Raw genomic sequence first — 23,492 nt, 5'->3', positions numbered from 1 at the left:
ACTTATTCATGATCCTTCTGCTAATGAATAAACAATCATATTTATACCTCAACAAATCCTAAACTTTAATTTAATCTATATATTCTTTTTCAATTTTATTAATTTTGAGAAAACTAAAAAAAACTATTAATGAAACCAACCTCTATTTTTTACCTATTGCTAATTGCATTGCTATCTCATACCTCTTTCTCTCAAACGACAGTCGATGATCCAGAAATAAAAAAAATGGTTTCAGAAGTGAAATCAGAAAACATGGAAGCTACAGTTCGCAAGCTTGTATCTTTTGGAACCAGACATACGTTGAGCGATACTAAAAGCAATACGCGTGGGATTGGAGCGGCACAACGCTGGGTAAAATCTGAATTTGATAAATACGCTTTATCTTCCAATGGAAGATTAACTTCAAAAATTGATTTTTTCACTGTTAAAGCCGACGGAAAACGCATTGCAACCGATAGTCAATTAGGTAACGTCATGGCTACTTTAAAAGGAACAGATTCAACTGACGATCGCGTATTAATCATCAGCGGGCATTTAGATTCTCGTGCCTCAGACGTAATGGATTCAAAAATTGATGCACCTGGAGCTAACGATGATGCTTCCGGAGTTGCAGCAATGATGGAACTTGCAAGAATAATGAGTAAGAGAGAATTTCCTTTTACACTAATATTTGTGGCGGTAGTTGGAGAAGAACAAGGATTATACGGGGCCAAGCATTTAGCAGATGTCGCTAAAGATGAAAAATGGAATGTAGTCGCTATGATCAATAATGATATGATTGGAAACAGTTTGTCAAGCAGCACCTTATTGAGAGACAATTTACAAGTTCGTGTCTTTAGTGAAACAATTCCATATCTTGAAACGGATGCGGAGGCTAAAATGCGTAGATCAACTAATCGTGACAATGACAGTCCATCGCGGCAATTAGCGCGCTATATAAAGACAGTTACAAATCAATATATAGATCAACTGGATATTAAATTAGTATACAGAAACGATCGTTTTCTTCGTGGTGGCGATCATACTCCTTTCAGTCAAAATGGATTTACTGCTATTCGTTTTTGTGAAATGAATGAAAACTTCGATCACCAACATCAAGATGTACGAAAAGAAAATAATATTCAGTACGGCGATCTTCCTGAATTTATGGATTTTGAGTATTTGAAGAAAGTGACTTCTTCGAACTTGGCCACTTTTAGCAATTTAGCTTGGTCACCAAAAGCACCAACAAATGTAGGGATTGAAGTAAAAGAGTTGACTAATTTTTCAACGCTCGTGTGGAATGCTCCAGAAGGAAAATCAGTTTATGGATATAATATTCTTATTAGAGAAACATCATCATCGCATTGGGAAAAAACAATTTTCGTAAAAGACACAAAAATAGAAATTCCTTATTCTAAAGATAACTTCTTCTTTGCCGTACAATCTGTTGATGCTTTAGGCCACTCTAGCTTGCCTGTTTTCCCAATACCTGTTCGTTAAAAGTCTGAATCGAGTGTTTTTCTAAGTTTACTTTATGATTCAATAATACTATAAAATAAAAAAGCGTTCGACTCAACAAGTCGAACGCTTTTTACATTTAAGAGTGTCTATTTAATTATAAATACTTTCTTTTTTGAAATGAACGGTCAATAAGTAATAAACTACTGCTCTGTACTTACTTTTGTTCGAACGACCATATTTTTCCATCACTGCATCAATACCAGCATCTAAATCTACTCCGTCAGTTAATCCTAACTTTTTAATAAGAAAGTTATTTTTAACGGTATCTAATTCTGCTTGTTGACTTCCCGCTACTGTTGCTGAATCCGCATTATAAATAGACGGCCCACAACCAATAGTTACTTTAGTCAATAAATCCATGTCTGGATTAACGCCACATTTGTCTTTCAAATCGGCTGCATACTTTACAATTAATTCTTCTCTTGCACTCATAGTAAAAGTTTAATGATTGATTATTATTTAACTCAAATTTAATCAATTATTTGCTATTTACACAGAATATTGCTGTTAAATATGCCTAGATAAAATAAATTATATTATAAACTTGTTATTTTAGAATTTTTCTAATTCTTTATAAACAAACGATTCGTTGCCAAAAATAAAAAGCTCCAAAAACTATCCAAATACTCACTAAGCAACTAATCTTCACACCTATAAACAGCAAAAGTAGATCAACTTTTAAAAAAATGTTATTTGAATTTAATTCCTATACTAATTCCTTAAAATAGTCTAACAATATTTTATCGTTCTTTAATGTGGGTGTAAAAACTTCTAAAATACATGGTTTTTCGTTTTGATGATATAAAGCATTTAAACTCGTTTCTAAACTCGTTTCATCGCTTGCTATAGTATATTCGAATCCATACATTTTAGCTAAATGTTCAGCAGTTAAACAATGCGAAGTTTCAAAGAAAGTATTAAAAACGGGACTTTCCTCGTGTCCAGGTAAAATCCTAAAAATTCCACCACCGCCATTATTTACCAATATAATTTTGAAATTTTTTGGTATATATTGGTTCCAAAGCGCATTGCTATCATACAAGAAACTAATGTCTCCAGTGATGAAAACGGTTAGTTTTGCATTGGCAACAGCCGCACCAATAGCAGTCGAAGTACTACCGTCAATTCCGCTAGTGCCGCGATTACAATATACTTCGATCGATGGATCAATATCAATAAGTTGCGCATAACGAATAGCCGAACTATTACTAATTTGAAGTTGACTATTTCTAGGCAAACTTTTGATTACTTTTTCAAAAACTACAAAATCCGAAAATGAAATTTTATCCAAATAAATTTCGTGCTTTACTTCCCGAAACTTTCTTACTTCATCAATTTTGATAAAATAATCACTTTTTACGGCTGTTGTCAAAGGTAAAAAAGCCTCAAAAAAACTATTAGGATTTACTTCAAAATGCTTTGTCAACGCTCCAAAAGTATCATACGCTCGTAAAGTATCAATATGCCAATGGTGTTTGGGCTTATACTTTCGTAAAAAAGCCTTAATTCGTTTAGAAACAATCATACCGCCAAAAGTTACTAGAATTTCAGGCTTAAAATCCTCGAAATCAGCAGTTGTAAAAGGCGTAATAATGGTATCAATATTATTTATAAAAGTAGGATGATGCAAATTAGAAGTCGTTTCAGTCATTACAACAACTGACTCGTCTTCTGCTAGATTTTTAAGCGTAGTTTCAGAAATAGCATTTGGTTCATTTACACCAACCAAAATCATTTTACGACTAGAATTATTCCAAATTTTAGCATATTCAGATAAATCTTCAATAGCAGGAACAGGAGTAAAATTAGCAAAATTATTTACTAGGGCGTCGATGGAGCGTTCTGGGACCGTATCATACAAAGGCTCCTCAAAAGGTGCATTGATGTGAACTGGTCCTTTTTGATGTAATGCAGCATCTATTGCGCGATTTATTTCAATATCATTTTCTTTAGACACTGATTCGTGTAAATTAGCATTGTAGACCGAATGATTTTGGAAAACATTTTCTTGTCTAATCGTTTGACCATCACCTATATCAATCTTACTCTGCGGTCTATCAGCAGAAATGACAGTCAAGGGAATTTGACTGTAAAATGCCTCCGCAAAAGCGGGATAGTAATTTAGTAACGCTGATCCTGAAGTACAAACTAAAGCCACTGCTTGCTTGGTTTGTTGCGCAATTCCTAATCCAAAGAAAGCTGCACATCTCTCGTCAGCAATACTATAGCATTTAAAAGCTGGATTATTTACAAAACCTATAGTAAGTGGTGCATTTCTAGATCCGGGAGAAATTATTATGGTGGTAATTCCTTTGGCTAAACAAATTTCGATGATGCTTTGCGCTAAAGGTATTTTTGGGTAAATCATGTATTCAAATTTAAAAGATGTAAAGATACAAAGTTGGCACGCTTATTCCTTATTGTAGAATAGTTTTCTTATTTTTGAGAATCATTACAAATAATCATTAATCTTGTTTAACATGCGCGTTTTATATAGTCTTTTCTTATGTTTTTTTATTCAATTTAATTGGTCACAAGTGAGTGTTGATCCCAATAAAATTAGCTACAAAGAAGCACTAGTTCAATCTAAAAAAGAAAAGAAACCTATTTTTATAATGTTGTATGCTAACTGGTGTCCGCATTGTAATACTATGAAATCTACCGTTTTTAGTGATCAGAAAGTCAAAGATTTTATGAATGCAAATTACATTTCGGTTTGGAAAGACATTGAAAAAGAAGATGGAAAAGAAATAAAAGAGCACTATAAAACCAACGGTTTACCAACTTTTTTATTTATAGAGGCTGATGAGACACTTTTGTACAGTATAAAAGGGGAAATGAAAACGGAGGCTTTTATAAATGAAGCAACAAATGCCTTAAATCCTAAATTGCAATTACCCTATTTAGAGCAACAATTTTTGAATAATCCTTCGAATGTTAACGCTTGTTTGGCCTATATTCAAACACTTAGAAAAGGAGCTGATCGCACCGCTTTATCAGTACCTACGCATCTTTATTTAAAAACTCAAACCGACCAACAATTACTATCCGAAATCAATTGGCGTGTTATCTCCAACGGTGTTACTGATATTGAATCAAGAGAATTTCAATATGTTTTAAAAAATAAAGAAGCTTTCGAAAAAATAACATCGCCAAAACGAGTAGATGCAAAAATCACTAATATTGTTTCGGAATTATTAGAACCTTATACAATTAACTTAGATAATGTTGCTTACTTTCAAAAAAAAGAAATTGCAAAAACAATCCAATTGCAAAAAACAGACTCACTTATTTTTTCATACGATTTGTTGTTAGCAGAACGAACCAAAAATTGGGGGTTTTATAAAAAAACGACACTTGAAAATACGGAGAAATACTTTTGGCATACTGACAGCAAACTCAAAGAAATTGGGCAGGTGTATTGGAAAGAAATAGCAGATGTAACTGCCCTAAAAAAAGCAATTGAATGGGGAAAAAGAGCCCTTGAATTAAATAATTCCGCAGAAGGCAATTTACTACTAGCTCGCCTCTATGCTAAAATTAAAGATAAAAAAACAGCACTACTATACGCTAAAAATGCGAATGCAATTACAAAAGAAATGGGTTGGGATACTACCGACACCGACGCAATATTAAAAGAGTTAAACACAAAATAAAAATTTATGTCTGTAATTATTAGACCATACGAAGTGAATGATACCCAAGCTATTTTGGATATTATCAACTACAATATTATAAATTCTACTGCGCTATATGATTATAACATTAGAACTTTTGAGCAACAAAAATCAATTTTAGACGATAAATTATCAAAGGGGTTTCCAGTTATTATTGCAGAAATTGATGAGGAGGTAATTGGTTTTGGAATGTACAGCGAGTTTCGATTTCGGGAAGCGTACAAATTTACGGTGGAACATTCGGTTTATGTAAATCAGCATTTTCATGGAAAAGGAATTGGAAAAATACTACTTCAAGAATTAATTCGTATTGCTAAAGAGCAAAAATTACACACTATGGTTGCCGTTATTGACGAAGAAAATCAAAGTAGTATAGAATTCCATGAGAAATTTGGATTTAAAGTAGTTGGAGTAATTAAGGAGTCAGGATATAAATTTGATCGCTGGTTACATTCGGTATTTATGCAGTTAATTTTAGAATAAAAAGTTATTGGTCACACAAAAAACATAAGTGTAGAAAGAATAGTATATTTGCACAATTAAATTTTTCATGGACTACACCTTACTTTCATCTCCTTTACAAGGATTTACCGACTTCCGTTTTAGAAATGCTCAAAACAAACTTTTTGGTGGAATTGATACTTTTTACTCACCTTACATAAGGTTGAATGGTAAAATGGTTATCAAACCCTCTTACGAAAGAGACTTACTTCCGGAGAATAATCTTGATTTAGAAGTAATTCCGCAAGTCATAACAAATGATGCTGATGAATTTTTATTCGTTGCTAAATATGTTAGAGAATTAGGCTATAAAGAATTAAATTGGAATTTAGGTTGCCCTTATCCTATGGTTACTAAGTCTGGAATGGGTTCTGGTTTAATCAGTAAGCCTGAAAAAATAAATCACGTTTTAGAGAGAGCGCACGCAGAATCAGACATAATTGTATCGATGAAAATGCGTCTAGGCTATGAAAATAGTGAAGAAATTCTTGATGTTCTACCTATTTTAGACACCTACCCTATCAAAAATATTGCTATCCATGCTCGCATTGGAAAACAACTTTATAAAGGCGGCGTACATTTGGATGCTTTTCAGCAATGCATCGATAACACAAAACACAAGTTATATTATAATGGCGATATTACTTCAGTAGCTAAATTCCAGGAAATGCAGCAAAGGTTTCCTACTATCGACCATTGGATGATAGGACGAGGATTAATTTCTGATCCTTTTTTGCCAAGTATGATAAAAAATAACACCGTAGAATATCCAGAAAACAAAATTGAATTATTCAATGCCTTTCATGATACTTTATATGCTATTTATAGTGAATCCCTTTCAGGTTCCACTCATATTTTATTAAAAATGTATCATTTATGGGAATATTTTTCAGCTACTTTTTCGAATCCCCACAAGGTTTTGAAAAAAATCAAGAAGGCACAAAGTATTCGAAATTATGAAGCTGCAGTAGCAGAAATTTTCAGAAACGAAAAATTCTAAGCGAGCAGTTTTACTTCTATAAAAAAAGCGATTTTCAGAAATGAAAATCGCTTTACTATTTTAATATTTTTAAACTTATGCTTTAATCCAATCCATAACTTCTGGTGAAGTAACTAAGGTTCTTGGTGCAATTACTTTCTCTAACTCCCCTTTTTCATTAATCAAGTATTTTTGAAAATTCCATTCCACAGTTGAATCTTGCAATCCGTTTTTCGATTTTTGAGTCAGAAACTGATAAATGGCTGCCATATCATCTCCTTTTACAGAAATTTTATCCATCATAGGGAAAGATACACCATAGTTTTGCTGGCAAAAAGCAGCAATTTCAGCATTAGTTCCTGGTTCTTGTGAAGCAAAATTGTTTGCTGGAAAACCTACAATCACAAATCCTTTGTCTTTATATTCTTTATAAGTTGCTTCTAAATCTTTATACTGTGGCGTTAATCCACATTTTGAAGCAGTATTTACAATCATAATTTTTTTACCTTTTAAGGATGCAAAATCAAAAGTATCTCCTGATAAATCTTGCACCTTAAACTGATAAATATTTTCTTTGGCAACTGCTTCTGTTGTATTCATCTTCGTTTTTGATTTTTTTGATTGTGCCTGATTTTGACAACTAAATAAGAACAAAGCACAAGTGGCTATTAATACTAAATTTTTCATATTTTAATTTTTTATAAAATTAAACAATTAATTGTCTCAGTTAAACTTATTTCAGTTAAACAGTAGTTAAAAAAAGTTGACATTAAATTGCCTCTATAAAAAACTTAATTATTTATTCCTTGTTATAAAATTTTTCAATGTCTGTGTACTTTTACCTCTCGAGTCTGTCACAGTTAGTGTAACATTATAGCTTCCTTTTTTGGCATTTTTATAAGATACAAGCGGTCTTTCTTCTGTTGATGATGACGGAGTTGCTCCTGGAAATTTCCATGAATACGTTGCGTCTTTATCAGCTACTGAATAATCTGCAAATTGAACCATTGGATCATCGCTAGAAACTATTTTTTTACTTGCAGTACTATTAGCTTTTGGCGCTGTGCGTTCAACCAAATCATTTTCCCACAACCCGCGTGAGGTTCCTACTCTAAGTTTTCCTGTTGCATAATTAATAAACATAAAACTAGTGTTGGCAACTGGCATTCCTGAACCAAAAAGCTCCCATTTTGACATGTTTGCATTTCTGTAATAAACTCCGCTTCTAGTTCCTAGATACAATATATCATTACTACCTCTCTGATATATCATAGAATAAATAGCATATTGTGGAAGGCCATCTGAATAATCACTCCAAGTTAATCCACCATCTTTTGAATGAATTACTTTCACAACATCTTGATTCGCTTTAACAGTAACCCATAAATGATTGGGGTTTTTATCACTTACTGCTAATCGCCATAAGGCAAAACCTTTTACAAGCGACGCGGGCGGATTCACATCAATCCAGGTCTTCCCTTCGTCTACAGATTTAATAACACGATTTGGTTCTACTACTGCATAAATATAATTAGGATTAGCAAAACTTACTTTTACTGCAACAGCGTTAGATTTGTCAGCGCTAAACTCCTTCATTACTTCCCAAGAAGAGGCATTGTTAGTAGTTTTAGACAACTGGTATGTTTTATTTCTGTCACCATAATCACTACCGTAAATAGTATAAAATTGGTTAGGATGATATTCTAAATTATCTAAAGTGATATAACCTAACTGGATTCCTAGTTCCTGAAAAGTATGTCCTTTTTTACCAGTCAAAGAACGTTTTACTCGCTCGTGTCCCCATGGGTGATTGTACATGTATTGATCATCAATAGGATTAATATTGGTCGCCATGGCATCAGCACCATTAACGCCTATCCAACCTCCGTAAACAGCATCATCTCTAAAACAAATTTGGTTATGATTCAGTCCTACAGCCATAATATCATTTTTAAAAGATTGGCTGAATCCCCAAAGTTCCATGATTCCTAAACCATCGGTTTTATCTTTTGCAACAGTAAAACCACCATCATTGGAATGATAAGCTCCACCATCATTAGCATTCCATATATCCTTCCCAATAATCGAAAGTGCATGATGATCACCATGAACTCCTGTATGTGCATTGTTTGATTGATATTGATCATATTGTCTTCCTGTAATAATTTTACCTGAAAGATCAAATGCCCACGTGGCACCACCATCAGTACTCACTTTAATTTTATTAGCAGCACATGCTATAAAGTTTTCGTCTGTTTCTGATACTGTAAAAGCTAGATTCCAAGTTAACTGTGCAAGATGACAAGTTCCACTCAAAAAATCCTTTGGTCCCATAGCATTGACTAGCGGTTCTTTAATGTCAAGGTTATTCTTTTTAATAAATGAACGACCAGCATCAGAAGATTTGAAAAATGATATTTTATCATTAGCATCGCCACCATTATAACCTATTACTACATAAACTACATTATTGTTTGCAGGCGTTGTACCTATTCTTCCACGATGTGATTTAGTAGTATGGTCAGCAGGATATCCATTATTAACGGAGGTAAAACTTACTCCACTATCTGTTGATTTTTTGAAATTTATCCAATCTGTTTTAGAAGATTCTTCTAAAATATAAACCACATTAGCATCATCTAACTTAACACGCATATCCCAAATGCGTTTATTGGTTTGGTACTTCTCTATCCAAGATTTACCACCGTCGACTGATTTCAAAATTTTATATTTTCCTTTTTCTTCGGTAGTTGCGTACACAATATCATTGCTTGTACTTGTTAAATCTAACCACATAAGCGAACCAAATGTATCGGGGAACGTTTTCTTAAGCGCCGTATAACTCCAGCTTTTTCCACCATCAGTAGATTTAACCACTCCCATATTTGTATTGGCATAAACAATCTTATGATCTTTTTTACTGTAAATAATTTCATTTACCCACTCTACTTCAGGAACACCTCCAGAAACAAACGCCCAATTTTTTCCACTATCCATTGTTTGCCAAATGCCAGCTGTTGCAGCACCAGCTAAAATTGCATTGGAATTACTTGGGTCGATTCTAATAGATCTTAAAACTCCTGTACCGCCATTATCTTGCGTTGTATTCCACTTTAAAAATATTTGTTTCCACGGGTTACCCGCAACTGATTTTTTAGCAGAATTTATCGCTTTTACAGCAGAAAGAGATGGATCAATATAGTTGCCATCAGCGTCAATATTAGGGAAATATTCATGCGCAAATCGTTTGTATTGTTTAACTTCTTGAGTAACTATAAAAGTGTTGTGTTTAAAGTATTCATTAAACTCATCTCTAATTTCATAAAAATTAGGTGCAGCACTTTTCATATCTAAGTACCAACTAGAAGCTTTATATTTATTAGACCAATACTCTTTCAACTCTTTTTCTTTAGATGCATCATCTATCGACGGAGAATTAAAATTAATGAAAGAAAAAAGAAAACCAGAAAAAATTAAGATTAGAAAGGCTAATCCGTTTTTAGATACTTTGTTCATCCTCATAACATACTTTTTTTGTGCTTAAAACTACTCCTTGAATAATTCTAATTAGTTAAACAATATAATTATCGTTTAGAACTTATCTATTTTATAGAATAAATACTACGAACTAAAACCTATAGCGCCAAAAATACATCAATTGTTAACGAGTGAACTAAAAAACCTACCAGAAAAAAACTCTAGTAATAAGTTTCTGGTAGGCTTCTGAAAATAAAAAATGCATCATAATTTTTAATAGAAAAATAGCTAATTTTAAATTTCGAAGCAAATTACCTATTGCTGCAGCTTGAGCTTCATTACTATAATTTAGCTCATTTTGGTATATTACTTCTCAGAGTGCTAATACTCTTAAAATGTGTATTAAAACAACCTTTGCCTAAGGCAGAAATAAAATCATAATTCTACATTTTATTTAGGAATAAAAAGCAAAATAGTATTGAAATACAAGTTCTGAAGCGCAAAATCATCAGGAATGAACATTTATTTAACTATTTGTTATTTAGAATGTATAAGTTTGCATTAGTAAAATTAAAATATATGAGTCAGGAAGAATTATTAGTATTAATTTACAAAAAAGACGAAAGAGCATTTACATTTCTATATGATATGTACTCTAAGAGTTTATTCTCGGTTATAAATGTTTTGGTAAAAAATAGAGAGGAAGCAGAAGATGTGCTTCAAGACGTATTTGTAAAGATTTGGAAAAACATCGATTCGTATCATGAAAGCAAAGGTCGATTCTACACGTGGATTCTTAATATTGCCAGAAATACTTCTATCGATAAACTGCGTTCTAAGAATTTTAATAACAGTCAAAAAAACCTTTCTTCTGATAATTTCGTAAATTACTTTGAAGACAGTTCGAAACTGGCTGACAAAGTGGATACGATAGGTTTACAGGAATTTGTAAAAAGACTGAAACCAAAATGTATTCAAATAATAGATTTACTGTTTTTTAAAGGCTATACCCAGCAGGAAGCTTCGGACGAGTTGGCGATTCCTTTAGGAACAGTGAAAACTCAAAATAGAAATTGTATTAACGATCTACGAAATTATTTGAAAGTATAATGGAAACACAAGAATATATAGAATCAGGTGTCTTAGAACTCTATGTTTACGGTTTACTTAATGAAACTGAAAACGAAGAAGTTGCTCTTATGGCAAAAAATAATCCGCAAATAAACGCTGAAATTATCGCTATAGAAAAAGCTATTGTAGCTTTATCATCGAGTTTTTCTCCGTTCCATTCTGTTGCGAATTATGAAAAAATTAAGGAGAAATTAGCGCTTAAGCATAATCCAAAAGTGATTGAGTTAGAACCAAAGAGAAATTGGTCTCAATATATTGGATGGGCTGCAGCAGTTCTTTTATTGGCTGGTATTGGTTATCAATACAACCAAAATCAATTTGTAACGAATCAAGTAGTTCAAAGTTCTACTATCGAAAAAGCAAAACTAGAGAAAGATATTAAAGTGTTGGAACTTAAAAACGCAGCTAGCGAAACGAGTTTAGCAGTTGTTAGAGATACAAAGAATACAGTTGTAGTTCTTGGCGGACAAGCTGTTGCTCCAGAATCGTCTGCAAAAGTGTATTGGAATCAAGATACAAAAGTAGTTTACATTGATGCTGCTGGTTTACCCGAGCCTCCACAAGGAATGGTGTATCAAGTTTGGGCTCTTAAATTGAATCCTTTAACGCCAACCAGTATCGGTTTGTTAGACAACTTTGATGCAAATGATCAAAAATTATTTGCAGTAAATAGCGCGGATCAAGCAGAAGCTTTCGGAATTACCTTAGAGCCTGCGGGTGGAAGTTTAACTCCTACAATGGAACAACTATACACTTTAGGAAAAGTTTAAATAGTATTTTATTTATAATTATTGAGAGAAAGGTTCTACAGTAATGTTGAACCTTTTTTTTATATAATTAGTAGTCTAAAAAATTGATAATAGCTAAAGGACTTATTTCCCAACATTTATTTTGTCACGGTGGAAGCGTCTCAACTACGATATTCGTAAAGTTTAATAGGGATCCAGCAGGACAAATGGAGTAAACTAACGTAAAAAAAAGCATTTTAGATACAACTCGCTCTGTTAAATATTGCAACTTATCAAACGCAAAAAAGGTCCAACCGTTAAATTGAACCTTTTCTAATTAAAACAAGACTGTTTATTTCTTGTAATATTTTTTATACTTAGGATACGTTATCGCTCCAATAAATAAAATAGCTCCCAGTGAATACCAAATCCAATTTAAAGAATGTGCTTCACCACTTGCGTACGAGTGCAATCCTACTAAGTGAAAGTTTACTCCATAATAGGTAAACAAAATTGATATAAAAGCAAACATACTCATCAAGTTAAAAAACCATTTGCCACGCAAAGATGGTACAAAGCGAGCATGAATCACAAAAGCATACACCATGATACTAATTAACGCCCAAGTTTCCTTTGGGTCCCAACCCCAATAACGTCCCCAACTTTCGTTTGCCCATTGCCCTCCTAAGAAGTTTCCAATAGTCAACATTATCAAACCAATAGTCAATGCTAGTTCGTTGATATAAGTAATCTCTTGAATATTCAAATCCATTTTGGTTTTGTTTTTTTCATTGGTAAAGAAAATTAACAATAGCGAAACGAATCCTAATATCATACCTAATGCAAATGGACCATAACTAGCAACAATTACTGCAACGTGAATCATTAACCAATACGAATTAAGTACCGGTTGTAAGTTTGCTATTTCAGGATCAATCCAGTTCATATATGCTGCGGCTAATATCATCGCAGTTACAAATGCTGATGAAGCTACTGTAAGTTTTGATTTAATATCGAAAGCTAATCCAAAGAACATAGTTGCCCACGCCACATAAATAATAGACTCATAAGCGTTACTCCATGGTGCGTGACCAGAGATATACCATCTCGCTATTAACCCTCCTGTATGAAGAATAAATAAAACAAGAATCACGACATGCATGAAATTCACTAAAAAATTTAGTGATTTTCTTTCCTTAAATATTTTCAAAATTGTAAAAAACAACATTAAAATTGCGGCAAAAATATACCAATACGGTAATTTTTGAAACACATCATATTTATTATACAATACTTCTGAGGTAATTTTTTCCTCGCTTGGCCTTACTTTACTACCAAAACGTTTTTGGAATCCGTTTATACTCTCTAATAATTCATCAGCCGTTTTATAATCTTTAGAAGTAGATGCATTTGCCAAAGAACCAAAATAAAGTGGCAACACATTTCGAGCGTAGGTTTCTTCCATCCCTTTCAAACCTGCTTCATTTAGCTCTAGATAGGATACCCATTTATTATTTTTGTCATCCGGAATTGGAAAGATCTTTAATATACGTCCGCTCAAAGCAGATTCCATTAAGTTTACTTTTTTATCCGTTTCAATAAAATCCTTTTCAAATTGGTTCGGATTTGCTGATTTAAATGCTTCTTCTAAATATTTAGATAATTTGTAATTCCCTTTATCATCAAAAAACGAAACGAAAGGAGCATATTGAGCAGCTTTGTCCACCCCAATAATCTTTCTGATACTATCATTTCCACTTTTCATGTAAATAATTGGAATTTGGATCCAGTAACTTCCGTATTGCGTCATCGACAAAAATACTTGATCTGAATTCATTCCTTTATACGAATTTTCATGACTTACCTTTCTCAATAGTTCTGAAGAGAATGTATTAATAGGCTTCATTCTACCGCCTCCATCTTGAATTACAAGACGACCAAATTTTGATGCATGCGCTTCTGGCACTTTAAATTTTTCAATTAAACTATTAAGTTGATCTTGACTCAATGGTTTCTCAGAATGATTATCGTGCGTTGCAGATGCTCCAGCCTCAGGATGTGGCTTTCCTGCATGAGACGAATGATCATGTTCTGCTTCCTGCGCAAAACCACTCACACTAAATACTAGCAATAGTAAGGTAAGTAATTTTGCCTTTTTCATTTTAACAATTTCCAATCTGCGTTTTACATCAGCAAAACGAGAATGCTTTGTAAACATGATGGCCATCATAGCGAAATACAACAGAAAATAGCCTATGTAAGTCAAGGCAGTTCCCCAGAAATCATGATTGACAGATAATATTGTTCCTTTCTCGTCAGGATCAAATCCCGATTGAAAAAAACGATATCCTTTGTGATCTAATACATTATTCATAAATATTCTAGCGTCAAATGGTTTTTCATCCTCAACCGTTACTTTACTTTCAAAAGAAGAGTAACTTTTTTCAGTTCCCGGATATTTATCGGCAATAAAATCATTTAATTTTATTTTGAATGGTAATATGTAGGCTTTACTTCCGTAAGAAAATGTATAATCAATGTTACCAATTTTAACAGTTTTTGGCTCCCCAATTTTTCCCTTAGAGCCTACAACTGTTACTATTTTTTCTTGACCATCTGCTTTTAATTTTACAACTAAAGCATCTTCGTGCGTTTTTGCTTTATAATCATTATCTGATTCATAATCCATAATACCTTTGACGGCTTGATCAGGAAATACAAATCGCATTTCGCCAATGCTGTATAGCGAACGCATCATCAATGGCTGAACATTATCCTTAGTCACTGCACCTTCTAACTTATCTGCCATTCGCATAAAGTTTCCTTCAAAAGGGGTTTGAATAGTATATGCAGTCCCAGTCGTTGTTATATTAATAGCGCCATCCGTAAATTTATTTAAAGAAAATAATACGTTATGGATATTTTGCACTTCTCCCTCTTTCAAAAAATGCTCATGACGTCCGCCATCACCAGCTTCTACAATTTTTAAATATAGAATTCCTTTAGGATCTGGTTTGATATATTCTTTGGCTCCCATAATGAAATTTCCATATTCCACTTCAAACTTAGTGTCTGCAAAATTTTCAGACATACTAAAATTATTATTGGTAGCTGGAGAAAGTAGTAGTGGTTTTTCAAAAGTTCTACGCTTCATTTCTCCTTTATACTCTCCATCGGCAAAAACAGTTAAAAAAGTTTTTTCCGAAAAAATTTGATTTTCCGAAGCGCCTTCACGTATTGGCATCATTCCTTCATAACTGATATAGCGCGTTACAAAAGCACCGCAAATAATGAATACAAAAGATAAATGCAGTATCAAGGTAGCCCACTTTTCTTTCTTCAGAAGTTGGTAACGCTTGATGTTACCAATGAAATTGATTAAAAAGAAAACATGAATGGCTTCAAACCACCAAGAGTTATAAATTAAAATTTTTGCTGTGTCGGTATTATATTTACTTTCGATAAAAGTTCCGGTAGCCATTGCAACTGCATATCCAACAAATAATAAAGCCATTAATCGTGTGGAAAACAAAAAAGAAAATAATTTTTTATCCATTTTTATGGGATTAAATTTTTTAAAATTGCAACAAAAGTACTCAAAATTGTTGACTTGAAAGCTCGCTCAATTGTTAATTAATTCCAAAATTAAGACTGCTCTACTTTAGTTAATTATTTTCTATTCTGCCGTTTCAACCAGCTAAAAAAAAGTTGATTTATTGAATATCTACAGCCTTTTTTCAGGAAACTTTTCGTTACAAAACTCTTCTGCCAAAAATTTTTCTAAGATTCCTACAAAATAGTACAAACCTACCGGTTTATTACAGCCTTATAATTTTTGGTACGAATATTTAAATATATTTGGCTACAAATAACACCTGAGACTCTGCTCCCAACAGTTCAGTAATCCATTTCCTCCAAAAAAAAATTTAAAAAAAAACAAAAAAAGTTCACGACAAATGATACAAAAATTAGAAAAAAACAGAATAGCGTATCTTGACGTCCTCAGAGTATTAGCTACTCTGATGGTAATAATGGTGCACGCAGGAGACATATTTATATATGATGCAAAAACGATGCGCTTTGGCACTGAAGCTACTGCATTTGCCGTTTTGCTTCGCTCTTCGGTACCGCTTTTTATTATTATGTCATCAATTTTGTTGTTACCTATTAAAACAGATATCACTACCTTTTTCAAACGTCGTTTTTCCCGTGTCGTTTTTCCATTTTTGATTTGGTCAGTTATTTATGTATTTCTGCCTACTCCTAACGAAATTGTCTTTGGAGGTCCTTCAAACGCATTTAACGACTCGGAAATGAATGTTTACCTCTATAACCTGATGATGATTCCAATAAATTTCACAGGCAGCAACATTCATTTTTGGTTTATTTACATCATTTTAGGCTTGTATGTTTTTATGCCAATCTTCTCTCCTTGGATAAAAACTGCTACAAAGAAGATGCTTGTTTTCTATCTTTCGCTATGGGGAATCACCTTGTTTTTTCCTTATCTCCGTTTGCTTTTTCCTCAAATTCAAGGAGAATGTGATTGGAACAGCTTTGGTATGTTTTATTATTTTGGAGGCTATTTTGGTTATGTTATACTAGGCTATTTTTTACATCATTATAACCAACTTAGCATTAAGAAATCGGTACTAATTGGTAGCCTGCTTTTTATTGTTGGAACAATAATTACCTATATCGGATTTATATCTGACCAAAATATATTTTTAGATAAAGTAGCAAATTCCAATATTGAAGATTGGAAAATTTTAGAATTCAACATCAGTTTTCTAGCGCCAAGTGTTGTAATAATGACTGCCGGAGTATTTATGATTTTTCAAAAAATTCAATTTTCAGGTTTAATCGAACGCATATTTAAGGAATTATCCGTTTTAAGTTATGGTATATTTTTAGTTCATTATACTCTCGTTTTGTGGATTGGCAACTATATAAAAGATATTCTAACTTTAAACACAGGAATTGAACAGTTTTTAATAGCAGTACTTACATTTTTTATTGCGTATTGTATTATAAAAATTATTTCTTTAATGCCAAAATCAAAATACATAATTGGTTGATTTGAGTATAAAAAAATCTTTTAGAACGACATTACAATCCAGTTTTAAAATAGAAACTAATTCGTTTACGAAATAATATACAATCTATTTTTTTCATTACTAATTCAACTAAAAGATTACAAACGAACTTGATTTATTAGAACTTATCGGGTAAAATATTGTAAAACAAAATTAAAAATAAACTAATGCAAGATAAAACTACAGAATCCAAGTTTCTAAAAAGTAAGCCGCATTTCGAAATATTAGATGGTTTAAGAGGATTAGCTGCTATAGTAGTAGTAGTTTTTCACTTTATGGAAATTGTTATTGCGGATTTAAGTAATAATTTTATTTCACATGGTTTTTTAGCCGTTGATTTCTTCTTTTGTTTATCTGGTTTTGTAATTACTTATGCCTATGATACCCGAATTCACGGAATGCCATTACAAACTTTTATAAAATTAAGACTAATTCGTTTACAACCTTTAGTCATTATAGGATCCATTTTAGGGCTACTTACTTTTCTATTTGACCCATACAGTAATTTATATGCTATATATGGTTTCAAAGAGACTGCATTGATTTTCATCACCTCTGTGTTTCTAATCCCTTATCCAGTAGTCACGGAACGTTATTTTAATTTATTTAATTTAAATGCGCCTAGTTGGTCTTTATTTTGGGAATATGTTGCAAACTTAATTTATGCAACTGTATTATTTAAAGCGAGTAAAAAAGTATTACCAATTTTAGTTCTATTAGCAGCGGCAGGTATTTTTTATGTAGGCTGGAATTCCGGTAATTTACTCGGGGGTTGGAGCGGAGGAACTTTCTTTGATGGCCTAGCTCGAATTTCTTTTTCTTTCCTAATGGGTATGTTAATTTTTAGAGCCAACTGGATTATTAAAAATAAATTGGGTCTACTAAGCATGAGTGTTTTATTAATGTTGGCGTTTTTAACACCTTACAACGAGAATTGGAGTTGGATAATTGAACCTATTATCGTTATTTTTTATTTTCCATTATTAGTTTCTCTAGGAGCTGGAGCGAGTTTAGCAAGTAAATATCAAAAAATAAATACACTGTCTGGGGAAATTTCTTATCCACTATATATGACGCATTATCCATTTATGTGGATATTTGCAAATTACTTAACTGTAGAAAAACCAAGCATGGCTGATTTATGGATAGTAATCCCTGCTTCTGTGATTCTATTAATACTGCTATCATACTTTATTTTTAAATTTTTAGACTTTCCGATAAGAAGTTATTTTACTGACAAATTGAAAACTAGTTTAAGCAAGTAACAATCACAAAAGTCAAACTATAAAAATTCAATAATTGAAAAATAAAAATACGGAAGAACAAAACTCTTTTACTATTTTTACCGCATGATTAAAGTGATTATTATAGGTTCAGGGAATGTTGCGCAGCATTTGATTGTCGCATTTGAAAAATCCAAAAAAGAAGGTACTGAAATCGAACTGATTCAAGTTTTTTCTAGAAAATTAGAAACACTCGTCCATTTGCTCGATTATGATCGAATTGCTACTGATTATAATCAATTATTAGAAGCCGATTTGTACATCATAGCCGTTTCAGATGATGCGATTAGTGAGGTTGATTCTCAACTTCCTTTCAAAAACCGTTTGGTCGTTCATACTTCTGGAACTGTTCCTATTACTGCTTTGAATGAAGAAAACCGAAAAGGAGTTTTTTATCCATTACAAACATTTACTAAAAATAAAGCAGTCGATTTCAAGACAATACCTATTTGTTTAGAAAGCGAAAATGCAACAGATTATCAATTGCTAAACACAGTTGCCAAGTCAATTTCGGCTGCTATTTTTGCAATCAATTCAGAGCAACGAAAAGCATTACATGTGGCGGCTGTTTTTATCAATAATTTCACGAATCATTTATACGAAATAGGTAGCGAAATTTGTGAAGAAAATCAAGTTTCATTTGATATATTAAAACCTTTGATCGCTGAAACTGCCAATAAAATAATGGTACTTTCGCCGCAAGAAGCGCAAACTGGTCCAGCAAAACGAAATGATACTGCAACAATTGAAGCTCATGAAGCGTTTTTAACGAATCAAAATCATCTAAATATTTACAAAATACTAACACAATCAATACGACATAATGGCAAAAAGTTATAAAGAAATAATGAACGACATCACTACTTTTATTTTTGATGTTGATGGAGTCTTAACTGATAGCTCTGTTTTTGTTACTAATGAAGGAGAAATTCTTAGAACTATGAATATTCGTGATGGTTATGCTATGAAAGCCGCCGTTGAAAGTGGTTATAATGTATGTATCATCTCAGGAGGAAGTAATGAAGGTGTTCGAGTACGTCTAAGAAATCTTGGAATTACAGATATATACTTAGGTACGCCAGACAAGGTAGAAACTTTTGATGAATACACTGATGTTTATCAAATAAAACCGGAGCAAGTTTTATATATGGGCGATGATATTCCAGATTATCACGTAATGAAATTAGTTGGCTTAGCTACTTGTCCGCAGGATGCTAGTCCAGAAATAAAAGCAATTTCAGGCTATATTTCACATAAAAACGGTGGCAAAGGTGCTGCACGTGATGTTATTGAACAAGTGATGAAAACACAAGGAAAATGGATGGCTCATTTTGACGGGAAACACGATTAATTAGTATTCAGTTTTAAAAATTAGTGGTTCGTAGTCAGATTTTTAGTGATTATAAAAATAACTTATTTTGTACTATTTAAATTATATTGAAACGAAAAAACTGAAAGCAAAAAGCGGCTAATAATACCGGAACACTAAAAATTACTCAATGAAAAGCCATTCCAGAATACCGAACACTGAACACTTATAAATGAATTTCCTAAAACTGATTCGATATCAAAACTTACTAATGCTTGCTTTTATGCAACTTATTTTTAGGTACGGATTTTTAAAATTACAAAACATTCCTCTAGCACTAGCGGATTGGCAATATGGATTACTAGTTTTATCAACTGTCTTAATTGCAGCCGGTGGTTATGTTATCAATAATATTTTTGACCAAGAAACAGATAACGACAATAAGCCAAATGATGTAATTGTAGGCAAAAGCATTTCAGAAACACAAGCTTACAATTTATACTTTGCACTTACTGTTTCTGGCGTGGCATTAGGATTTTACCTATCGAATGTAATCCAAAAACCAGGCTTTGCTTCTATATTTATTTTGATTGCTGCCACGCTTTATTTGTATGCTTCAAGTTTAAAACAAATGATGCTTATTGGAAACGTTGTAGTCGCATTGCTCTTATCATTTAGTGTTATTATTATTGGAATTTTTGATCTGTATCCTGCCACAGTTATTGAGAATCAACAACAAATGAAAGTCTTTTTTTCGATACTTTTGGATTACGCTATATTTGCTTTTATGATTAATATCCTAAGAGAAATGATTAAAGATATACAAGATATGGACGGTGATTACAATCAAGGAATGAATACATTACCTATAGCTATTGGAAAATTACGAACATGTAAAATAATTTTCATATTAAGTATCATTCCAATACTTGTTATTTTGTTATACATCAACAAATACTTACTTGACTTATTGTGGGTTACCATTTACCTGTTGCTTTTTGTTTGCGGTCCACTAATCCTTTTTACTGTAAAAATGCTAAAAGCTTACACAAAAAAAGAGTTCTACTTTTTGAGTTTACTTTTGAAATGGATGCTCTTTTTTGGAATTTTATCTGTGGTCGTTATTAGTTTAAATATGAAATACAATGCTTAGAAATCAATTAAAAAAATACCGATTAATACTTGCTTCTGGTTCACCAAGACGCCAACAATTCTTTAAAGATTTGGATTTGGATTTTGAAATCCGACTGAAAGAAATTGACGAAATTTACCCGCCAGAATTAAAAGCGCATGAAATCACAAATTATTTAGCCCAATTAAAATCGAGCGCTTTTGAAGGTGAATTAAAACCTAACGAAATCCTTATTACCAGCGATACTATAGTTTGGCACAAAAACAAAGCTTTGGGTAAACCAAAAGACGAACAAGAGGCGTATGAAATTCTAAAATCATTATCGAACGCTACACATGAAGTTATCACTTCGGTTTGTTTTAAAACTAATGAAAAAACGGATGTATTGTATGAAATAACAAAAGTTACTTTCAACGATTTGAGTGACGAAGCAATTTGGTATTATTTAGATAATTTCAATCCTTACGATAAAGCAGGTGCTTATGGCATACAGGAATGGATTGGTTTTATAGGTGTTTCAAAAATTGAAGGTTCTTACGCTAATGTTATGGGAATGCCTACAGATAAAGTATATGAATATTTGAGTAAATTAGCATAAATTATATTATGGAGATGGCATTAATACATGAATATTCAAAGGAGTTTATTGCAAGTGGTATATTATTAATCATTTTAGTAGCACTAAGAATTGGTACCACAAAATTAGTACTACGGTATGCAAAAACCAACCATACCATTGAGCACAGAAGTACTTTAGTGGTCAAGTACATGCATTTATTTCTCTATATTTTAGCCGCCATTGCCTTAATAATTATCTGGGGAGTACAACCAAAAGATATTACATGGGCACTATCTTCTATTACAACTGTAGTTGGAGTTGCATTGATTGCGCAATGGTCTATTTTAAGTAATATTACCTCAGGAATAATTCTGTTTTTTTCTTTCCCATTCAAAATTGGCGATGTTATAAAAATTCATGATAAAGATTTTCCAATTATAGGAGCAATAACAGATATTGGTGCTTTTCATGTTTTCTTGAAAACAGATGATGGGGAAGAAGTTATTTATCCTAACAATTTACTTTTGCAAAAAGGAATTTCAATAATGAAAGATCATTTTAACGATAAAGAATTCGTAGATTAAAATTCATTGTAAACTAATTCTTAATTGGAAACATATTAATCATTCTTTTTTTTATTTTTTCTTTAAATTGGAAACATAAGATCAAATGAATGAGATTATGCTACCATTCGATTTATTGGTAAGAATACATTTTTCCAGTTCTGTATAAAATTCTCTGTTATTTCGCAATGGCAATGGTGATTATGATGTTAATTATATAATTTTTGTTTAAAAATCTATAATACTTCGTAGTGATTATTATTACATATTTGTTACGGTAAAATAGCTAGATTATACAACTCTATACTTCAATAAAGAACACCAATGGACGATACTTTAAAACTACCCTTTTATGCTAGATTAACTCTAATTTTAGTGGGCTTAATCGCAAGCGCATTCATTTTTTATATTGGTCAGGATATATTGATTCCGGTAATGATGTCATTTTTATTTGCGATCTTACTTTATCCTGTTGTTAACTTTTTAAAATCTAAAATTCATTTGCCACATGTGATAGCAGTAATGTTAGCAGTCATATTATTTGTATTAGTTTTTGTCGGTCTCTTTGTTTTTCTATCATTTCAAGTTAGCGATTTTGTAAATGATTTTGACAAGATAGAGCGCAACTTCTATATCCATTTAGAAAATATACAAATTTTTATACGAGACAATTTTCATTTAAGCTCACGTCAGCAAAAAGAATACATTGATTCTGCTACTGAAGATTCCATGCAAAAAGGCAAGGAAATGATTGGCACAACTTTAATGTCATTTACAGATACTTTAATGAATTTGACCCTAATACCTATTTACACTTTTTTAATTCTTTTATACAGAACTCATTTTTTACTTTTCTTATCCAAATTGATTAAGAAAGAAAACCATGAGCAATTAAAAAACATCTTAACAAACATACGTGTAGCAATCAATAGCTACATCGTAGGTTTAATTATTGAAACAATTTTGATTTCAATAATGACAACCGTTGGATTTATGCTAATAGGTTTAAAATATGCTGTTTTACTAGGTGTCGTTACTGGAATTTTAAATCTTATACCGTATATTGGTATTCTATTTGCAGGACTATTGAGTATTTTAGCATCTTTAACTGGATCACCAGATCTATCGATAATTATTGGTGTAATTGTCATCACCGTAGTTGTTCAGTTAATTGATAATAATGTACTAGTTCCATTAATTGTTAGCTCAAAAGTAGAAATCAACGCATTGGTTTCAATTATAGGAATTATTATTGGTGGTTCTATTGCAGGGGTTTCCGGAATGTTTTTAGCATTACCAATAATCGCAATTATGAAAGTAATTTTTGATCGTGTGGAATCATTACAACCTTGGGGTTATTTAATGGGTGATCATCTTCCTAAAACATACACTTGGCGTAAGATAAAATTGCCACTATTCGATTCAGAAGAGAGAGCAGAAACAACTGAAATCAATGTAAGTAAAGCGGATGTTATAGTTCCTACATTTACCGAGACAACCACTGAAAATACACCTAAAAGAACCGATGATACATTTCCGTCGTAAATAGTCAGG

Annotated in this window: 19 protein-coding genes; 14 read left to right on the top strand and 5 right to left on the bottom strand. The window is 32.3% G+C overall.

The features are described 5' to 3' along the window. The first annotated feature begins 129 nt into the window (after nt 1–129). Nucleotides 130–1,482, top strand: a complete 1,353-nt coding sequence (locus tag LNP27_RS10380) for a M20/M25/M40 family metallo-hydrolase (protein ID WP_229941542.1) — start codon at nt 130–132, stop codon at nt 1,480–1,482. A 111-nt stretch (nt 1,483–1,593) separates the two neighbouring features. On the opposite strand, the gene LNP27_RS10375 is transcribed toward LNP27_RS10380, so the two are convergent. Together LNP27_RS10375 and menD are read right to left on the bottom strand one after the other, a co-directional pair. Next, entirely contained in the window at nt 1,594–1,935 is a 342-nt protein-coding gene (locus tag LNP27_RS10375; protein ID WP_229941541.1) for a DUF2853 family protein, read from the bottom strand. A 274-nt stretch (nt 1,936–2,209) separates the two neighbouring features. Continuing rightward, the gene (gene menD / locus LNP27_RS10370) at nt 2,210–3,871 is read right to left on the bottom strand and encodes a 2-succinyl-5-enolpyruvyl-6-hydroxy-3-cyclohexene-1-carboxylic-acid synthase (protein ID WP_229941540.1); all 1,662 of its coding nucleotides are present in this window, start codon (nt 3,869–3,871) and stop codon (nt 2,210–2,212) included. Nucleotides 3,872–4,040: 169 nt separating this feature from the next. Between menD and LNP27_RS10365 the strand changes: the two genes are divergently transcribed. The 3 genes from LNP27_RS10365 (at nt 4,041) to LNP27_RS10355 (ending at nt 6,681) form a co-directional block, all read left to right on the top strand. Next, nucleotides 4,041–5,159 carry a thioredoxin family protein gene (locus LNP27_RS10365; protein ID WP_229941539.1) on the top strand — a complete coding sequence of 373 codons (1,119 nt, stop codon included), beginning with the start codon at nt 4,041–4,043 and terminating at the stop codon, nt 5,157–5,159. Between the two features lie 6 nt (nt 5,160–5,165). Next, nucleotides 5,166–5,663, top strand: a complete 498-nt coding sequence (locus LNP27_RS10360; protein WP_229941538.1) for a GNAT family N-acetyltransferase — start codon at nt 5,166–5,168, stop codon at nt 5,661–5,663. Between the two features lie 67 nt (nt 5,664–5,730). Then, nucleotides 5,731–6,681 (top strand): tRNA dihydrouridine synthase, encoded by a 951-nt coding sequence (locus LNP27_RS10355; RefSeq protein WP_229941537.1) that lies wholly within the window; start codon nt 5,731–5,733, stop codon nt 6,679–6,681. A gap of 75 nt (nt 6,682–6,756) precedes the next feature. Here the strand turns inward: LNP27_RS10355 and LNP27_RS10350 are convergent, their stop codons facing one another. Both LNP27_RS10350 and LNP27_RS10345 read right to left on the bottom strand, forming a co-directional pair. Next, nucleotides 6,757–7,347 (bottom strand): glutathione peroxidase, encoded by a 591-nt coding sequence (locus LNP27_RS10350; RefSeq protein WP_229941536.1) that lies wholly within the window; start codon nt 7,345–7,347, stop codon nt 6,757–6,759. 108 nt (nt 7,348–7,455) lie between these two features. After that, a complete protein-coding gene (locus tag LNP27_RS10345) occupies nt 7,456–10,182 on the bottom strand; it encodes a PKD domain-containing protein (protein ID WP_229941535.1) in 2,727 nt (908 codons plus the stop codon). Between the two features lie 534 nt (nt 10,183–10,716). On the opposite strand from LNP27_RS10345, the gene LNP27_RS10340 reads away from it, so the two are divergent. After that, complete coding sequence (locus LNP27_RS10340) at nt 10,717–11,247, top strand: RNA polymerase sigma factor (protein ID WP_229941534.1); 531 nt, start codon at nt 10,717–10,719, stop codon at nt 11,245–11,247. Continuing rightward, a complete protein-coding gene (locus LNP27_RS10335; protein WP_229941533.1) occupies nt 11,247–12,038 on the top strand; it encodes an anti-sigma factor in 792 nt (263 codons plus the stop codon). Before LNP27_RS10340 ends, LNP27_RS10335 begins: the two co-directional genes overlap by 1 nt. A gap of 310 nt (nt 12,039–12,348) precedes the next feature. Here the strand turns inward: LNP27_RS10335 and LNP27_RS10330 are convergent, their stop codons facing one another. Further along, complete coding sequence (locus LNP27_RS10330) at nt 12,349–15,552, bottom strand: cytochrome c biogenesis protein CcsA (RefSeq protein ID WP_229941532.1); 3,204 nt, start codon at nt 15,550–15,552, stop codon at nt 12,349–12,351. Nucleotides 15,553–15,952: 400 nt separating this feature from the next. Between LNP27_RS10330 and LNP27_RS10325 the strand changes: the two genes are divergently transcribed. From LNP27_RS10325 to LNP27_RS10290, 8 genes are all read left to right on the top strand, one after another. Next, on the top strand, nt 15,953–17,074 hold the full coding sequence (locus tag LNP27_RS10325) for an acyltransferase (RefSeq protein WP_229941531.1): 1,122 nt from the start codon (nt 15,953–15,955) through the stop codon (nt 17,072–17,074). Between the two features lie 185 nt (nt 17,075–17,259). After that, nucleotides 17,260–18,357: an acyltransferase family protein gene (locus tag LNP27_RS10320; RefSeq protein WP_229941530.1), complete on the top strand. Its 1,098-nt coding sequence runs from the start codon at nt 17,260–17,262 to the stop codon at nt 18,355–18,357. Between the two features lie 84 nt (nt 18,358–18,441). Next, complete coding sequence (locus tag LNP27_RS10315; protein ID WP_229941529.1) at nt 18,442–19,215, top strand: Rossmann-like and DUF2520 domain-containing protein; 774 nt, start codon at nt 18,442–18,444, stop codon at nt 19,213–19,215. Next, nucleotides 19,199–19,726 (top strand): KdsC family phosphatase, encoded by a 528-nt coding sequence (locus tag LNP27_RS10310; protein ID WP_229941528.1) that lies wholly within the window; start codon nt 19,199–19,201, stop codon nt 19,724–19,726. Before LNP27_RS10315 ends, LNP27_RS10310 begins: the two co-directional genes overlap by 17 nt. 190 nt (nt 19,727–19,916) lie before the next feature. Further along, nucleotides 19,917–20,837 carry a geranylgeranylglycerol-phosphate geranylgeranyltransferase gene (locus tag LNP27_RS10305; protein WP_229941527.1) on the top strand — a complete coding sequence of 307 codons (921 nt, stop codon included), beginning with the start codon at nt 19,917–19,919 and terminating at the stop codon, nt 20,835–20,837. Continuing rightward, a complete protein-coding gene (locus tag LNP27_RS10300) occupies nt 20,830–21,414 on the top strand; it encodes a Maf-like protein (protein ID WP_229941526.1) in 585 nt (194 codons plus the stop codon). The genes LNP27_RS10305 and LNP27_RS10300 overlap by 8 nt, the downstream gene beginning before the upstream one ends. Before the next feature lie 14 nt (nt 21,415–21,428). Further along, nucleotides 21,429–21,959 carry a mechanosensitive ion channel domain-containing protein gene (locus LNP27_RS10295; protein ID WP_229941525.1) on the top strand — a complete coding sequence of 177 codons (531 nt, stop codon included), beginning with the start codon at nt 21,429–21,431 and terminating at the stop codon, nt 21,957–21,959. A gap of 303 nt (nt 21,960–22,262) precedes the next feature. Further along, a complete protein-coding gene (locus LNP27_RS10290; RefSeq protein WP_229941524.1) occupies nt 22,263–23,483 on the top strand; it encodes an AI-2E family transporter in 1,221 nt (406 codons plus the stop codon). Nucleotides 23,484–23,492: the final 9 nt, after the last annotated feature.

Source organism: Flavobacterium galactosidilyticum, from assembly GCF_020911945.1.
GTDB classification, from domain to species: domain Bacteria; phylum Bacteroidota; class Bacteroidia; order Flavobacteriales; family Flavobacteriaceae; genus Flavobacterium; species Flavobacterium galactosidilyticum.
The sequence above is the reverse complement of the archived record's forward strand: the minus strand, read 5'-3'. Positions and strand labels throughout refer to the sequence as shown.

What these genes read in the sequence shown, in the direction of transcription:
- LNP27_RS10360 (WP_229941538.1), top strand. Translation starts at nt 5,166, where the DNA reads ATGTCTGTAATTATTAGACCATACGAAGTGAATGATACCCAAGCTATT.
- menD (WP_229941540.1), bottom strand. Translation starts at nt 3,871, where the DNA reads ATGATTTACCCAAAAATACCTTTAGCGCAAAGCATCATCGAAATTTGT.
- LNP27_RS10350 (WP_229941536.1), bottom strand. Translation starts at nt 7,347, where the DNA reads ATGAAAAATTTAGTATTAATAGCCACTTGTGCTTTGTTCTTATTTAGT.
- LNP27_RS10305 (WP_229941527.1), top strand. Translation starts at nt 19,917, where the DNA reads ATGAATTTCCTAAAACTGATTCGATATCAAAACTTACTAATGCTTGCT.
- LNP27_RS10290 (WP_229941524.1), top strand. Translation starts at nt 22,263, where the DNA reads ATGGACGATACTTTAAAACTACCCTTTTATGCTAGATTAACTCTAATT.
- LNP27_RS10310 (WP_229941528.1), top strand. Translation starts at nt 19,199, where the DNA reads ATGGCAAAAAGTTATAAAGAAATAATGAACGACATCACTACTTTTATT.
- LNP27_RS10340 (WP_229941534.1), top strand. Translation starts at nt 10,717, where the DNA reads ATGAGTCAGGAAGAATTATTAGTATTAATTTACAAAAAAGACGAAAGA.
- LNP27_RS10380 (WP_229941542.1), top strand. Translation starts at nt 130, where the DNA reads ATGAAACCAACCTCTATTTTTTACCTATTGCTAATTGCATTGCTATCT.
- LNP27_RS10375 (WP_229941541.1), bottom strand. Translation starts at nt 1,935, where the DNA reads ATGAGTGCAAGAGAAGAATTAATTGTAAAGTATGCAGCCGATTTGAAA.
- LNP27_RS10295 (WP_229941525.1), top strand. Translation starts at nt 21,429, where the DNA reads ATGGCATTAATACATGAATATTCAAAGGAGTTTATTGCAAGTGGTATA.
- LNP27_RS10320 (WP_229941530.1), top strand. Translation starts at nt 17,260, where the DNA reads ATGCAAGATAAAACTACAGAATCCAAGTTTCTAAAAAGTAAGCCGCAT.
- LNP27_RS10355 (WP_229941537.1), top strand. Translation starts at nt 5,731, where the DNA reads ATGGACTACACCTTACTTTCATCTCCTTTACAAGGATTTACCGACTTC.
- LNP27_RS10315 (WP_229941529.1), top strand. Translation starts at nt 18,442, where the DNA reads ATGATTAAAGTGATTATTATAGGTTCAGGGAATGTTGCGCAGCATTTG.
- LNP27_RS10330 (WP_229941532.1), bottom strand. Translation starts at nt 15,552, where the DNA reads ATGGATAAAAAATTATTTTCTTTTTTGTTTTCCACACGATTAATGGCT.
- LNP27_RS10300 (WP_229941526.1), top strand. Translation starts at nt 20,830, where the DNA reads ATGCTTAGAAATCAATTAAAAAAATACCGATTAATACTTGCTTCTGGT.
- LNP27_RS10345 (WP_229941535.1), bottom strand. Translation starts at nt 10,182, where the DNA reads ATGAGGATGAACAAAGTATCTAAAAACGGATTAGCCTTTCTAATCTTA.
- LNP27_RS10335 (WP_229941533.1), top strand. Translation starts at nt 11,247, where the DNA reads ATGGAAACACAAGAATATATAGAATCAGGTGTCTTAGAACTCTATGTT.
- LNP27_RS10325 (WP_229941531.1), top strand. Translation starts at nt 15,953, where the DNA reads ATGATACAAAAATTAGAAAAAAACAGAATAGCGTATCTTGACGTCCTC.